The organism is Micrococcus sp. IITD107 (assembly GCF_041927415.1).
Taxonomy (GTDB): domain Bacteria; phylum Actinomycetota; class Actinomycetes; order Actinomycetales; family Micrococcaceae; genus Citricoccus; species Citricoccus terreus.
The window spans coordinates 1-14,149 of record NZ_JBHFFN010000001.1; the positions used below are offsets into that span (position 1 = coordinate 1).

Genomic DNA, 14,149 nt, shown 5'->3' on the forward strand with positions numbered 1-14,149 from the left:
CGGGACGGCGGACACCACGGGCGCGGTGGTGGAGACCGAAGCCAGAGCGAGAGCGGGCGGAGCCATCCCCACGGTGATCGACGCCGCCAGTGCGGCAGAGGCGAGCGACGCGAAGGGCGCGTTCAGGTGGGCGGCCATGATGAGGTCCTCTCAGATGCGATGACCTCACCGCGGGCGCGATGACAGCGGGTGACGGGCGACCGGGGGGTGTTACTCGTCAGTGGAAGTGAGGTTGCTCACCAGTGTAGTTGAAGGTTCCACTTTCAGCGCAGGGCGTCCATGGCCCGGCCGATCCTCGGCAGGGTCTTGCGCAGCAGCTTCCCCCAGTTCGCCGGACTCGGAGTGCCCTCACGCAGGGAGGCGTCGTACAGCGACTCCAGCGCCATCACGCCCAGCCACACGCGTCCTCGCTGGGCTTCGAACGCATCCCGCGCGATCGCCTCGAGCTTCTCCTCGCCGTGCCAGAGTGAGAGGTACGCCGGGTTCAGCGCCGGGTCCCACACGCAGGCCAGGTCCCAGTCCAGGATGCCCAGCAGCACCCAGCCGGAGGCCTCGCCCTGACCACTCGCCTCGTCCCGACCGCCCGCCGCCAGGCCCAGTCGCCGCACGTCCGGTCCCTCCCGTTCCACCAGCTGCCGCACCGCCGGGCTCCCCACGGGCGCCCAGCGCATGTTGTGCCCGCCCAGATCTCCGTGCACCAGGGACGGCTCCACCACCGGCTCTGCGGTCCAGCGCCGTGCGGCATCCGTCAGCGCGTCCACCGTGCTACCCCAGGAGCCAGGCAGAGTGGCCTCGAACCAGTCCGGCCAGCGCTCGCCGAGCACATCCGGCAGCAACCGCACCGCCGCCGACTTCTCCGGGGTCCACGGACCGCGGAAGGAGAACGCCTCGGCCAGATGCGGGCGCAGCGGCTCCACGTCCACGCGGGCCAGGCGCTCACACAGCTCCCGCAGCACGCGGGGGTCACCGGAATGCGGCGGGTGTGCGGTCCCCGGGACATAGTCCTGCACGACGGCGGCCGTCCCCTTCTCATTCGAGGTCACCTCGGTCAGGGCGCGGGGGAGGGAGATGGCCAGGTTCTGGGTGGCCAGCGCCTCCAGCAGAGCCACGCGCCGCGGGAGCAGCCCGGCGGCCTGGGGGCTCCGGGTCATCCGCAGCACGCCCTGGCCGGGGACCACCAGCACGCGGTGGAACTGTCCGCCCTCCTCCACGGTGCCCTCGGACCAGTCCACTCGGGTCAGTCGATCGCGGGCGGCGGGGGAGAGCCAGGGGAGGGGCCGGGCAGCGGTGCGGACGGCCAGCTCCAGGTCAGCGGGGGTCGGTGCAGAGGCCATGCCCCCACCGTAGTCCCACGTCCTGTCTCGTCCTGTCCTCTCTTGTCAGGGCCTGCTCCTACACTGTCCGGGTGAGCCACCGCCGTCCTGCATCTTCCGAACAGTCCGCCGGGCACCTGCCCGGCCAGCTGGGGCGAGCCCTGCCTGCTCCGTCCGCACGCGCCGTGGGCTGGGAGATCGGGATCGTGCTGGCCCTGTCCCTGGGACGTTCGGGCGTCTACGCGATCGTGGACCTGATCGAGAAGATAACCCGTGCACCGCTCCGGGACCAGGTCACCACGCTCAACCCGCCCCTGGCTCCCCGGCCCCTGTTCGATCTGACCTATCAGCTGCTGGGCATCGGCTTCGCCCTGGTCCCGGTCCTGCTGGTCTTCCACCTGCTCTGGATCCACGGGCGCAACCCCTTCCGGACCTTCGGACTGGACCTGCGCCGGCCCGCACGCGATCTTGGCTGGGGCGCCCTGCTGTTCCTGGCCATGGGGCTGGGCACGCTGCTGGTCTATGCGGTGGGGCGCTCGGCAGGTGTGACCACCGCCGTGGTGGGCAGTGCCATGAACGAGCACTGGTGGACCACGCCGGTGCTGATCCTCTCCGCCCTGCGCCACTCCCTGCTGGAGGAGGTGATCGTGGTGGCCTGGCTGATCGACCGCCTGTCCTACCTGCAGCGGCTGCGCTCAGGCGTTCACTCGGCGGGCACCTCCGGTGCCTTCTGGCCGGTGAACCCGTGGGCCGTCGTCGTGATCTCCTCGTTGGTGCGCGCCAGCTACCACCTGTATCAAGGTCTGGGCCCGGGGATCGGCAACCTGGTCATGGGGCTGGTCTTCGCCGTCTTCTACCTGAAGTACCGCAGGGTGATGCCGCTCGTGGTGGCCCACCTGCTGTTAGACGTGGCCGGGTTCGTCGGATACCCGCTGCTGGCACAGCTGGGCTGGTTCGGCACCTGAGCTGGCACCGGACCGGCAGGGACTCAAAGGGTGATGGTGCCCTTCGGCGTCTCGAAGCTCACGGACATGATGCCCGGGGTACCGGAGGGGGCCACGAACTCGATGTCCAGGTCCTCGACGAGCTGATCGGAGTTCTCCAGGCCCAGCCAGGAGCGGACCCGATCGCGGGAGCCGCCGATGGTCACGGTCTTCAGGGCGGCCTCTGCGGGGGCCGCCAAGGAGGGATGCAGGTCCTCAGTGCCCTCATCCCACTTGATGATGAAGGGGACCTGGGGATCGGCGATCAGGCCCTTGATGCCGATCTGCTGCCAGGTCAGCTCGCGGCCGTCCGGGAACTTGCGGTTGCCCGGCACGGCGTTGCGCTCCAGGCGCTGCTCGAACGGGGAGAGGTCGTCCACGGCGACGACCCAACCCAGCCAGCCGCCGCCCATCTCCGAGCGGGCACGCACGGCCTGGCCGAACGCCGCCTTCTCCGAAGCGGGGTGGTCCAGCACCTCCACGACCTCCAGGTACTGGCGGTTGGCCAGGGGGAAGATCGCATTGCGGGTGCCGAAGCGGGGGTGGATGCCGCCCTTGACGCGTTCGATGCCCAGGGCATCGGCCACTCGGGCGACGGTGTCCGTCAGGCCTTCCGGTCCGGCGGCGTACGAGACGTGGTCCAGGCGCATCATGTGTTCATCGTCCCACTTTCAGGGGGAGGCGACGACTTAGGGTCACCTAACTTTGCGAGCTGCGTCACAGTGTGTCGCATGGGCTCCACGGGGTGATCCGGACCGGGTGGATCTGGCACACTGAGGGCAGGTCATGAGTGTCAGCGTCAAGCCCCGGCTCGCTGGCCGGCAACCCTCCAACTCGCGGTGGGGTGCCCCGGGTGAGGACCAGGCAGGCACCACAACGGTGCAGGCAAGCGCGGGCCCACGCCCTGGCTGCCGGTGAGCCGCTCCACAGCGCGCTCCGGGTGATCCTCGGACGCGGACTGATCCAGGGGCGGTGACCGCAGCTGGCGGACAGGCCCTGAGAGATCAGGAGTCACCATGACGCAGGAGCACACCCCCGAGCAGCAGGCTGCAGAGACTGCAGAGACCGCGCAGACTGCAGGGCCCGAGAGCTGGGGCTTCGAGACCCGTCAGGTCCACGCTGGCGCGCACGCCGACCCCACCACTGGGGCCACGGCGCTGCCGATCTTCCAGACCACCTCCTTCGACTTCCCCTCCGCCCAGACCGCGGCGGACCGCTTCGCCCTGCAGGACCTGGGGCCGATCTACACCCGGATCGGCAATCCCACCACCGGCGCAGTGGAGGACAAGATCGCCGCACTCGAGGGTGGAGTCGGCGCCCTGCTGCTCGCCTCCGGCCAGTCCGCCACCACCTTCGCCGTGCTCAACGTGGCCGGTGCGGGTGATCATGTGGTGGCCTCGGCCTCCCTGTACGGAGGCACCCAGAACCTGTTCAAGCACACGCTGGCCAAGATCGGGATCAGCACCACGTTCATCCAGGACCCGGACGACCTGGACGAGTGGCGCGGCGCCGTCCAGGAGAACACCAAGCTGCTCTTCGGTGAGGTGCTGGGCAACCCCCGTGGAGACGTGCTGGACATCGCCGGCGTGGCTCAGGTGGCCCACGAGGCCGGGGTGCCGCTGGCCGTGGACTCCACGCTGACCACGCCCTACCTGGTGCGCCCGTTCGAGCACGGCGCGGACATCGTGGTCCATTCGGCCACCAAGTACCTCGGAGGACACGCCGCTGCCATGGGCGGGGTGCTGGTGGACGGCGGCAGCTTCGACTACGCCCAGCACCCGGACCGGTTCCCCGGGTTCAACCAGCCCGACGAGTCCTACAATGGGCTGGTCTTCGCCCGGGACCTGGGCGTGGGCAGCGCCTTCGGGGCGAACCTGTCCTTCATCCTCAAGGCCCGCGTGCAGCTGCTGCGCGACTACGGCAGCACCATCAGCCCCTTCAACGCCTTCCTGATCAACCTCGGTCTGGAGACGCTGAGCCTGCGCATGGAACGGCATGTGACCAACGCCCAGCGCGTGGCCCAGTACCTGGAGGACCACGCCCAGGCCAGCGGGGTGACCTACCCGGGGCTGGCCTCCAGCCGCTGGCACGAGCGGGCCCAGACCTACCTGCCGAACGGGACCGGGGCGGTGCTGTCCTTCGAGATCGAGGGGGGCCGCGAGGCCGGTGCGCGGTTCGTGGACGCGCTGACCCTGCACCACCATGTGGCCAATGTGGGCGATGTCCGCTCCCTGGTCATCCACCCGGCCTCCACCACTCATTCCCAGCTGACCGAGGCCGAACAGCGCGCCGCCGGAGTCACCCCCGGGCTGGTCCGGCTCTCGGTGGGCCTGGAGAGCATCCAGGACATCCTGGCCGACCTGGACCGTGGGTTCGCCGCGGCGGGTTCCGGGGCCGGAGCCTGAGGAACGGGAGCGCCATGACGGACACCCTGACGCACAGCACGCCCGTGAAGGACGGCCCGCCCGTGCCGGAGAGCGCCCTGCGCACGCACAGCATCGGCCCCTTCGAGTTCGAGACCGGCGGACGGCTGCCGAACGTGGAGATCGCCTACGAGACCTGGGGCACCCTGAACACGGACCGCTCCAACGCGGTGCTGATCCTGCACGCCCTCACCGGGTCCACTCATGTGGCGGCCACCGCGGCGGATCCGGAGCCGGGGTGGTGGGAAGGACTCGTCGGTCCGGGTCGCCCCCTGGACACGGACAAGTGGTTCGTCCTGGCCCCCAACATGCTGGGCGGATGCTACGGGACCACCGGGCCGTCGTCGTTGGATCTGGAGGGGACCCCCTGGGGCTCCCGCTTCCCCTTCACCACCATCCGTGACTCGGTGCGCGCGGAGGCCCTGCTGGCTGATGCGCTGGGCATCCAGAGGTTCCACGCCGTCGTCGGGGGATCCATGGGCGGAGCCCGGGCGTTGGAATGGGCCGCCACGTTCCCGGACCGGGTGGCCGGAGTGGCGGTGATCGCCTGCGGTGCGCACTCCACCGCGGAGCAGATCGCCTTCGCCCAGTCCCAGACCGCGGCCATTCGCCTGGATCCGCACTTCGCCGGCGGGGACTACTACGCAGGCCCGGTGCCGGAGGGCGGCCTGGGCATCGCTCGGCGGATCGCGCACATCACCTACCGCTCCGAGGCCGAGCTGCAGGTCCGGTTCGGGCGGGAGCACCAGCCCGGTGAGGACCCCTTCGGTCACCCCGTGGCCCGCGGCGGGCGCTACCAGGTGGAGTCCTACCTGGACCACCAGGCCGGCAAGCTGGCGCGGCGGTTCGACGCCAACAGCTACCTGGTGCTCACCGAGGCCCTGATGAGTCACGACGTCGGCCGGGGACGTGGCGGGGAGAGCGCGGCGCTCGCTGCGGTCACCGCGCGGGCCTTCGTGGCCGCCGTGGACTCAGACCGGCTGTACTGGCCCGAGCAGTCCCAGGACCTCGCCCGGCGGCTGGGCCACGCGGCCGGGGCCGACGGGGACGCGGGCGTCCCGGTCCACCTGATCGACTCCGCGATCGGACACGACGGATTCCTCACCGACCTGGAGCAGATCTACCCAGAACTGGTGCAGACGCTGCAGCTGTAGGGGTCCCACGGTCCGGGGCTCCTGGAGTGATCAGTCTCCGTCCGGTCCTGCGCCCAGCGGCATGGACTCACCGAAGTTCGCCTCGACCAGATCGATGATGGGCCCGGCCTCAGGCCGCTTGGCAGACCGGCCGTCCCCGGAGGACTGGCCGCGCAGGCGGCGCAGCACCCAGGGACCCAGGTGCTCGCGGGCCCAGCGGGCATCCTCGGCCCGTGCCTGACGCCAGGTGCGGGGTTCGGGCGCCGTGGGCTCGGCCGGATCCAGCCCATGGGGGACGTTCAGGGTGTCCAGCACCATGCGGGCGATCGTGTGGTGGCCGATGCTGGAGAAGTGCAGACGGTCCGCGTCCCACATCTCCGGGCGGGTCAACTCACGCAGCGCCCACATGTCCGCCACCACGGCGTCATGCCGGCGGGCGACCACCCTGATGTTCTCGTTGAAGATCGCCACCTTGCCGCGGATCTTGCCGACCACGGGGGTGTCACGGATGTCCGCCCCGTTGAACAGGACGATGGTGGCACCGGTCTCGGTCAGGCGGCCGACCAGCTCGTCGAGCTTCTCGGCGGTGCGGTCCGGGTCGCCACTGGGGCGGATGACGTCATTGCCGCCGGCGCACAGCGAGATCAGGTCCGGGTTCAGGGCGATCGCCGGCTCAGCCTGGTCGGCGGCGATCTGGTCGATCAGCTTGCCGCGCACCGCGAGGTTCGCATACGCGAACTGGCGCTGCTCCGGGGTGGCGCCGGCCGTCGTCGGGACCTGCCGTGCCAGCTCCTGGGCCACCCGGTCCGCCCAGCCGCGGTGATAGCCGGGGTGGCGAGGATCCGGGTCACCGATGCCCTCGGTGAAGGAGTCGCCCAGGGCCACATAGCGGCGCCACGGGTGGGGTCCCTGGTCAGCGTGATCGGCGGTGAGGGCGGGCTGCGGGGGCTGTTCAGACTGTGGCACGGAATACCACCCTAGCTGAGGCGGCGGGGAGGGACCGGACCGTCCCCGGTGTCCGGGCCGGCAACGGGTGATCACTCAGTAGGCTGGTGTGCATGACGTCGAGCACTGCATCACATCGCGAGCCCACCGTCCGCTGGTCACGCCCTGAGGAGGAGCGCGAGGGCAGTCACCTGCTGGTGATGCTGCACGGACTGGGCGCTGATGAGAATGATCTGTTCGGGATCGTCCCTGAGCTGCCGTCCAAGTTCACCGTCGCCTCTGTGCGGGCGCCCATGGCACTGGACTACGGCGGATACACCTGGTTCCCGGTGACGCAGACCCTGATGGCGGATCCGCTGCAGGTGCGGGCGTCGATCGAAGACCTTCGGGCGTGGGTGTTGGACCAGGCGCCCAAGTTCTCCAGCGTCTCGCTCCTGGGGTTCTCCATGGGCATGTCCATGGCGACCTCGCTGATGCGTCTGGACCCCACCGCCTACGCCTGCACCGTGGGGCTGTCAGGATTCGCCATCGACCCCGATGCGGGCCTGGAGCCGGCACAGCGGGGGACCGGTCCGCTGGCAGGGTTCTTCGATGACGCAGCTGTGGCCCGGGCCCAGCCAAAGATGTTCTGGGGCCGTGACCAGGAGGACCCGGTGATCTCCCCTGAGAAGATCGAGTACACGCACGCCTGGGTGACCCAGCATATGGACCTGACCAAGGTGCTCTACGCAGGCATCGGCCACGGGATCGGGCCGCAGGAGCTGCGGCACGTCGGTGAGTACCTGGACTACATGGTCAGGTGATGACCGGCCGGTCAGGCCACGCCGGTCACTGCTGCAGGGCAGAGACGATCTTGAACGCCTCGCCGGAGTAGTCCACCACGTCACCGTGGCGCAGCTGATGTCCGCGGCGCATCTCCGGGGTGCCGTTCACGTGGACCAGGCCGGCGTCGATCACCGCCCGGGCGTCCGCTCCGTCCTCCACCAGATTGGCCAGTTTCAGGGCCTGGCCCAGCTTGATGGACTCATCGCGGATCTGCAGCGGTGCCGGATGAGAGGTTGGATTGGCCGGGGCGTGATGTTCCATGTCCCCATTCTTCACCTTTCGAGCGCAAATGCCAGGCATGCCGGGGCCGGAGAGCTCCTCGGGCCCGGCGTCAGGCGGTCCGTCCTGGCCAGGACAGTGCGGTCCCTGCATCCCCCTAGAATGGTCCGGGCCGGAGCGACTCCGGCCGCTGTACTGAACCCCACCACGCGCCAGTGCGCAGGCCGCCGCCAGCGGCCCTGTACCAGACACGGATGTGATGCCCTCATGGCCCCCAAGTCCACTCTCGACTCCGTCATCTCCCTCGCCAAGCGGCGCGGCTTCGTCTACCAGGCCGGTGAGATCTACGGCGGTTCGCGGTCCGCGTGGGACTACGGGCCCCTGGGGGTGGAGCTGAAGGAGAACATCAAGGCCGAGTGGTGGAAGACCTTCGTGCGCGGCCGCGAGGACATGGTCGGACTGGACTCCTCCATCATTCTGCCCCGCGCCGTGTGGCAGGCCTCGGGCCACGTGGACACCTTCACGGACCCGCTCGTGGAGTGCACCTCCTGCCACAAGCGCCACCGCCAGGACCACCTGCAGGAGGCGTTCGAGGCCAAGAAGGGCCGTGCCTCGGAGTCCATGGACGAGATCGTCTGCCCGGACTGCGGCACCCGCGGCCAGTGGACCGAGCCCCAGACCTTCTCCGGCCTGATGAAGACCTTCCTGGGCCCCGTGGACAACGAGGAGGGCCTGCACTACCTGCGCCCGGAGACCGCACAGGGCATCTTCGTGAACTTCCTGAACGTGGTGAACTCCGCCCGCCGCAAGCCCCCGTTCGGCATCGGCCAGATCGGCAAGGCGTTCCGCAACGAGATCACCCCGGGCAACTTCATCTTCCGCACCCGTGAGTTCGAGCAGATGGAGATCGAGTACTTCACCCACCCGGACCAGGCCGTGGCCTCCTACGAGGAGTGGGTCGAGGCCTGCTGGAACTGGTTCGTGGACCTGGGGATCGATCCGGACCACATGCGCCGCTTCGACGTGCCGGACGGCGAGCGTGCCCACTACTCGGCCGCCACCATCGACATCGAGTACCGCTTCGGCTTCCAAGGTACGGAGTGGGGCGAACTGATGGGCATCGCCAACCGCACCGACTTCGACCTCTCCAACCACACCGAGGCCTCCGGCACGAAGATGCAGTACTTCGATCAGGGCACCGGGGAGCGCTACACCCCGTACGTGATCGAGCCCTCCTTCGGCCTGACCCGCTCCATGATGGCCTTCCTGGTGGACGCCTACGAGGAGGACGAGGCTCCCAACTCCAAGGGCGGCGTGGACGTGCGCACCGTGCTGAAGCTGGACCCGCGCCTGGCCCCGGTCAAGGCCGCCGTGCTGCCGCTCTCCCGCAAGGAGGAGCTGGTGCCCACCGCCAAGAACCTGGCCGCGGAGCTGCGCGGACTGTGGAACATCGACTATGACGACGCCGGGGCCATCGGCCGCCGCTACCGCCGGCAGGACGAGATCGGCACGCCGTACTGCATCACCGTGGACTTCGACTCCCTCGAGGACCACGCGGTCACCATCCGCGAGCGGGACACCATGTCCCAGGAGCGCGTCTCCCTGGACCAGGTCCGCACCTACCTGCTGGAGCGCCTGGTCAAGTGAGTGCCACCGTCCCGGCCGGAATCACCCTGCGTCCCTGGCAGGAGGGCGATGACCTGCGGCTGCTGGAGATCTGGGGCGACCCGGACACGCCGCAGCAGCACCAGGACCGCACCCTGCTGCGCGAGTCATTGGACCCGCGCCTGGCCGCGGAGGTCTGCGCGGACCCCGACGACGGCTCCGTCACCTCGGTGACCGCCTCACCTGCCACGTCCGGTCAGGGATGGTCGGTATGCCTGGTGGCCGAGGACGACGGCGTCGCCGTGGCCGCCGGCACGGTGGCCACCTCGACGGTGCACCCGCAGCGACTCTGGCTCTACGTGGAGACCGCCCGGGAACAGCGGGGCCGGGGGATCGGCACGGCAGTGGTGACGGCCCTGCGCAAGGCAGCCTCCCTGGCCGTCTCGGCGGGGCATGACCTGAGCTCAGCGTCGTCGGGGGCCGTGGAGCTCAAGGCGCGCTTCGCCGTCGGGACCGGGGAGAAGGCCGGGGCCGAGCAGGCCACCGAGGCGTTCCTGACCGGATCCGGCCTGGCTCCGCTGCAGCGGTCCCGCCGGATCGCTGTGGGGCCGGGTGCCCTGGCCCTGCCGCAGGTGGAGTCCGAGGCGGATCAGCCGGCCATCGAGGACCTGGCCACCGGGTCGGTGGAGCTGACCCAGACCGTGGCGGCGTTCTACGAGGCCGTGCACGCGTGGGACCCCGCGCAGATGAGCGTGGGCCGGGCCCAGCAGCTGCTGCTGGCCGACTCCACCGGGGCCTCCGGTGCTGTGGTGCTGCGGGACCGTCCGAAGGCCGAGGGCGGGACCATCCAGGCCTTTGCCATCTCCTACACCCCTGAGCGCACGGACGATCCGGCCGACGTGCTCCTGGGCTGGAACCCGCAGCTGGACGAGCAGAGCGCCACCGAGTCTGTGCGCACGCTGCTGTCCCTGCTGACCGCCCAGTATGCGGTGCAGCTGGAGGTGGATGACTCCATGAGCGCCCTGCTGGCCGTGGTGGAGCCACTCGTGGAGTCCGGGCATGCCCAGGTGCTGCTGGACACGCGGATCTGGGCCACTGATGCCGAGCCGGCCTGATCCCCAGGACACCGCGCACGGATCACACTCCGGACACGGACACTCACTGCCGGCCGGCCCGGACGCTGACCACGCGCTGACCGGTCGGGGCGGGTCCACGCGCCGCCGAGTGATCACCGCCCTGACCGCCATCCTGGTCCCGCTCACCCTGGCGATGATCGCCGCCATGGTGCTGCTGTGGCCCTCGGGCCAGCACCGGGAGATGTCCCTGGCCGACCCCTACGGGACCACGCAGGGAGTGACCCTGTTCTCCGGGACCGTCACCGCGGTGCAGACACGGGACTGCGGCCCGCAGACCGGAACGCTGGAGACCCCCTCAGGGGCCGTCGTCGGGACTCCGCCGTCAGTGGAGCGCACCTGCGTGGACGTGCTGGTGGACCCGGACGGGGGTGGGCAGGAGGCGCTGAGCGTGCCCATCCCTCCCGCGGTGAGTGCCTCCATGGACGTGCAGGCCGGAGACCGGATCAAGGCGCTGGATCTGACCACCCTGCCCGGAGGCGGCACCGGCGGGGGAGCGGACTATGTGTTCGTGGACTTCGAGCGCAGTGTCCCCGTGCTGATCCTGGCGCTGCTCTACGCCCTGGTGGTGGTGGCCGTGGCCCGCTGGCGCGGACTGCGCGCGGTGCTGGGCCTCGGCCTGGCCTTCGCGGTGCTGTTCTGGTTCATGATCCCTGCGCTGCTGGAGGGCGGGCCGCCGCTGTGGATCGGGTTGGTGGGCTCGAGCCTGATCATGGTGGCCGTGCTCTACTTCGCCCACGGGTTCTCGCTGCGCACCACCACCGCGCTGCTGGGAACGCTGATCGGTCTGGGACTGACCGCTGTGCTGGCCGCCTGGGGGACCGACGCCGCCGCCCTGACCGGCATGGGGGACGAGTACGGATATGTGCTCAGCACCGTGGCGCCCGAGGTCCGGTTGAGCGGGATCGTGCTGTGCGGACTGCTGGTGGCCGGGCTGGGTGCGCTCAACGATGTCACCATCACCCAGTCCTCGGCCGTGTGGGAGCTGCAGAGCGCTGACCCACACGCCTCGGCCCGGCAGCTGTTCTCCTCGGCCATGCGGATCGGCCGGGACCACATCGCCTCCACGGTCTACACCATCGCCTTCGCCTACGCCGGGGCCGCGCTGCCGATCCTGATGGTGGTCTCCCTGTACGAGCGCAGCATGCTGGACACCCTGCTCTCCGGGGAACTGGTGGAGGAGATCGTGCGCATCCTGGTCGGTTCGATGGGCCTGGTGCTGGCCATCCCCGCCACCACGGCGATCGCGGTCGGGGTGGCCAAGGCGGTGCAGCGGGACGAGCAGGCAGATCTGCAGCCGCCGGAGCCACGCCCGTGAGCGGCACCGATCCCGTGCTCGTCCGGGCTCTGAAGCGCACCGTGCTGACGGTGGCCCTGCTGAACCTGGGCTACATGGTGGTGGAGATGTCCGTCGCCCTGGCCGTGGGCTCGGTGTCCCTCTTCGCGGACTCGGTGGACTTCTTCGAGGACTTCGCAGTGAACCTGCTGATCTTCCTCGCCCTGGGCTGGTCCCTGCAACGCCGGGCCGCCCTGGGCAAGGTGATGGCGGTGATCATCCTGCTGCCCGCGCTCGCGGCCGGCTGGATGGCCGTGGTGAAGTTCGGCGATCCCGAACCGCCGGACCCCCTCGCCCTGGTGGTCACCGCCGGAGGAGCGGTGCTGGTGAACCTGATCTGCACCGTGCTGCTCTCCAGATTTCGGCACGACGGCGGCTCCCTCACCACGGCGGCGTTCCTCGCGGCCCGCAATGACGTCATCGCCAACGCCGCGATCATCGTGATGGGGCTGGTGACGGCGTGGACCCTCTCCGGCTGGCCGGACCTGGTGCTGGGAGTGCTGATCGTGGTGCTCAACGCCACGGCGGCCAAGGAGGTCTGGGAGACCGCCACCGAGGAGCAGCTGGCGGCACGGGCCCTGGCCGGGGAGCTGGACGAGGACTGACCTCTCCCGTGACATGCCTCCGCCGGTCCCACCCTGGGGGCAGGACCGGCGGGGTCAGGCGGCGGTCAGCAGATCACTGCACGGGCGGCTGATAGCTGTGCAGCATCTGGGTGATGGTGCCGTAGACCGGGGCGTCCATGACCTCCTGGGCACGGTCTGGGGAAGAGACCGGAATGGTGGCGACGTACTCCTTCCGGGCATCGCTGAGTTCGCCGAATCCCCAGTGGTCCGCTGACTCAGGGTCCTCCCCGGCCGGTACGCTGATCGGCTCCACGCGCATCACGTGGTCTCCATCGCTCTGTGAGACGGAGGTGCGCAGATGCTCGGTGGCCTGCTCGTCCAGAGTGTGCATGTACTCCGCGTCGGAGACGTCCAGCACCGTGAACTCCTCTGGAGTGGGGAAGGACGGCTCGCTGAGCTGATCGGTGAAGGTCACCAGAGAGACGTCGTCGGCGTCGCTGATCACGGCCGATGTCAGACCGCCCTCACCGTACTCCTCCACGTCGACGGAGAAGCTGGCGGGCACCACCAGGTATCCGCCGGCGCCGTCCACACAGAACTTCCAGTCCGCCGGGGGGCCAGGCCTTCGGTGGCGGACCAGGCGTTGACCACCAGGCCGTCCTGCTCGTTGCTCTGGTCACCGGTCTCCACAGTGGGGACCTCCTGGTCACCGGCGGCGGCCTCGAGGCACTCCATGTGGTGGATCTCCGCCAGGGGCCGCAGCTCACCGTCGTACTGGGTCACCACAGGCGGCTCGCCGGGCACATCCTGGTCCAGGTCGATACCGGCGGCGGCCACCGTCTCGGACGCGCTGGGGCTGGCGGAGGTGGGCACCGCGGGCGAGCTGGTGCTCGGGCTCGCGGAGGCCGAGGGTGAGGCCGATGCCGACGTGGACGCAGAGGTCGAGCTGTTCGTCGGGGCAGGTGTCGTCGGCGCGGTGTCCGCCCCTCCGGATCAGGCGGTCAGGGCCAGCAACCCGGCGGTGAGCAGGGCAGGCGCGGCGATCAGACGACGGCCGGTGAGCTGGTGGTTCATGGGGGTGTCCGTTCAGAGAAGGACCGCACCCTCCGTGCGGTCAGTGACTTCACCCTAGGGACTGACCTGGCAGGATTCAGCCACGGTACGGCCACGATCGGATGTCGTTTCCGCATCGGTGTCAGGGGTGGAATCATGTGGTCCATGACGCAGACTCCAGAGTTCCCGGCGCCCGCCGATCCGCAGCTTCGCGCCGAGCGGGCCGCCGCCATCCTCTCCGTGGACACCCCGGTCACCGATCACGGCATCGAGTTCGTCCGCGGCGATGACGAGGGGTGTCAGATGTCCCTGACGGTGCGCGCTGAGCAGTGCAACTCGCACGGGATCTGCCACGGCGGGATCACCATGTTCCTGGCGGACACAGCTGCGGCCTACGCCCTGAACACGGGGGAGGAGACCCCCCGCTGGGTGACCTCGCAGTCAGCCTCGAACTTCCTGGCACCGGGGCGCACCGGTCAGGTCCTCACCGCCACGGCGCGGCTGGGCTCCGGCACCCGCAGCACCCGACTGGTGGACATCACCGTGACCTCCACGGACGGCACCGTGGTGCTGGAGACCCGCAACACGATGGCCCGGCTCAAGGGCTGAGCCGGG

Annotated in this window: 15 protein-coding genes and 1 riboswitch; of the genes, 9 read left to right on the forward strand and 6 right to left on the reverse strand. The window is 69.8% G+C overall.

Translation table 11 applies throughout. The annotated features are described in order from the left end of the window. Positions 1-263: 263 nt before the first annotated feature. The gene (locus ACEXHE_RS00005) at positions 264-1,334 is read right to left on the reverse strand and encodes a phosphotransferase family protein (RefSeq protein ID WP_374784288.1); all 1,071 of its coding nucleotides are present in this window, start codon (positions 1,332-1,334) and stop codon (positions 264-266) included. A 116-nt stretch (positions 1,335-1,450) separates the two neighbouring features. On the opposite strand from ACEXHE_RS00005, the gene ACEXHE_RS00010 reads away from it, so the two are divergent. Then, a complete protein-coding gene (locus tag ACEXHE_RS00010) occupies positions 1,451-2,278 on the forward strand; it encodes a CPBP family intramembrane glutamic endopeptidase (RefSeq protein ID WP_374784824.1) in 828 nt (275 codons plus the stop codon). A 23-nt stretch (positions 2,279-2,301) separates the two neighbouring features. Here the strand turns inward: ACEXHE_RS00010 and ACEXHE_RS00015 are convergent, their stop codons facing one another. After that, a complete protein-coding gene (locus ACEXHE_RS00015; protein ID WP_374784289.1) occupies positions 2,302-2,949 on the reverse strand; it encodes a VOC family protein in 648 nt (215 codons plus the stop codon). Between the two features lie 129 nt (positions 2,950-3,078). After that, positions 3,079-3,194, forward strand: a riboswitch (SAM riboswitch). Between the two features lie 118 nt (positions 3,195-3,312). On the opposite strand from ACEXHE_RS00015, the gene ACEXHE_RS00020 reads away from it, so the two are divergent. Both ACEXHE_RS00020 and ACEXHE_RS00025 read left to right on the forward strand, forming a co-directional pair. Beyond that, positions 3,313-4,701, forward strand: a complete 1,389-nt coding sequence (locus tag ACEXHE_RS00020) for a PLP-dependent transferase (RefSeq protein ID WP_356969381.1) — start codon at positions 3,313-3,315, stop codon at positions 4,699-4,701. Between the two features lie 14 nt (positions 4,702-4,715). Beyond that, positions 4,716-5,873: a homoserine O-acetyltransferase gene (locus tag ACEXHE_RS00025; protein WP_356969383.1), complete on the forward strand. Its 1,158-nt coding sequence runs from the start codon at positions 4,716-4,718 to the stop codon at positions 5,871-5,873. Positions 5,874-5,903: 30 nt separating this feature from the next. Here the strand turns inward: ACEXHE_RS00025 and ACEXHE_RS00030 are convergent, their stop codons facing one another. After that, a complete protein-coding gene (locus tag ACEXHE_RS00030) occupies positions 5,904-6,818 on the reverse strand; it encodes an SGNH/GDSL hydrolase family protein (protein ID WP_374784290.1) in 915 nt (304 codons plus the stop codon). Positions 6,819-6,910: 92 nt separating this feature from the next. Here ACEXHE_RS00030 and ACEXHE_RS00035 point away from each other — a divergent pair, with 92 nt between their 5' ends. Next, positions 6,911-7,600: an alpha/beta hydrolase gene (locus ACEXHE_RS00035; RefSeq protein ID WP_374784291.1), complete on the forward strand. Its 690-nt coding sequence runs from the start codon at positions 6,911-6,913 to the stop codon at positions 7,598-7,600. Between the two features lie 25 nt (positions 7,601-7,625). Here ACEXHE_RS00035 and ACEXHE_RS00040 read toward each other — a convergent pair whose 3' ends face one another. After that, on the reverse strand, positions 7,626-7,883 hold the full coding sequence (locus tag ACEXHE_RS00040; RefSeq protein ID WP_260062542.1) for an RNA-binding S4 domain-containing protein: 258 nt from the start codon (positions 7,881-7,883) through the stop codon (positions 7,626-7,628). Between the two features lie 225 nt (positions 7,884-8,108). Between ACEXHE_RS00040 and ACEXHE_RS00045 the strand changes: the two genes are divergently transcribed. The 4 genes from ACEXHE_RS00045 to ACEXHE_RS00060 are packed head-to-tail and all read left to right on the forward strand — an operon-like array spanning position 8,109 to position 12,520. Then, positions 8,109-9,488: a glycine--tRNA ligase gene (locus ACEXHE_RS00045; RefSeq protein WP_374784292.1), complete on the forward strand. Its 1,380-nt coding sequence runs from the start codon at positions 8,109-8,111 to the stop codon at positions 9,486-9,488. Continuing rightward, positions 9,485-10,561 carry a GNAT family N-acetyltransferase gene (locus ACEXHE_RS00050; protein ID WP_374784293.1) on the forward strand — a complete coding sequence of 359 codons (1,077 nt, stop codon included), beginning with the start codon at positions 9,485-9,487 and terminating at the stop codon, positions 10,559-10,561. The genes ACEXHE_RS00045 and ACEXHE_RS00050 overlap by 4 nt, the downstream gene beginning before the upstream one ends. Further along, complete coding sequence (locus tag ACEXHE_RS00055) at positions 10,545-11,897, forward strand: YibE/F family protein (RefSeq protein ID WP_374784294.1); 1,353 nt, start codon at positions 10,545-10,547, stop codon at positions 11,895-11,897. Before ACEXHE_RS00050 ends, ACEXHE_RS00055 begins: the two co-directional genes overlap by 17 nt. Further along, positions 11,894-12,520 (forward strand): cation transporter, encoded by a 627-nt coding sequence (locus tag ACEXHE_RS00060; protein ID WP_260062547.1) that lies wholly within the window; start codon positions 11,894-11,896, stop codon positions 12,518-12,520. Before ACEXHE_RS00055 ends, ACEXHE_RS00060 begins: the two co-directional genes overlap by 4 nt. Before the next feature lie 73 nt (positions 12,521-12,593). Here the strand turns inward: ACEXHE_RS00060 and ACEXHE_RS00065 are convergent, their stop codons facing one another. Further along, positions 12,594-13,073 carry a hypothetical protein gene (locus tag ACEXHE_RS00065; RefSeq protein WP_374784295.1) on the reverse strand — a complete coding sequence of 160 codons (480 nt, stop codon included), beginning with the start codon at positions 13,071-13,073 and terminating at the stop codon, positions 12,594-12,596. Beyond that, a complete protein-coding gene (locus ACEXHE_RS00070; RefSeq protein WP_374784296.1) occupies positions 12,995-13,354 on the reverse strand; it encodes a hypothetical protein in 360 nt (119 codons plus the stop codon). The genes ACEXHE_RS00065 and ACEXHE_RS00070 overlap by 79 nt, the downstream gene beginning before the upstream one ends. A gap of 345 nt (positions 13,355-13,699) precedes the next feature. On the opposite strand from ACEXHE_RS00070, the gene ACEXHE_RS00075 reads away from it, so the two are divergent. Then, complete coding sequence (locus ACEXHE_RS00075; protein WP_260062549.1) at positions 13,700-14,143, forward strand: PaaI family thioesterase; 444 nt, start codon at positions 13,700-13,702, stop codon at positions 14,141-14,143. Positions 14,144-14,149 lie beyond the last annotated feature (6 nt).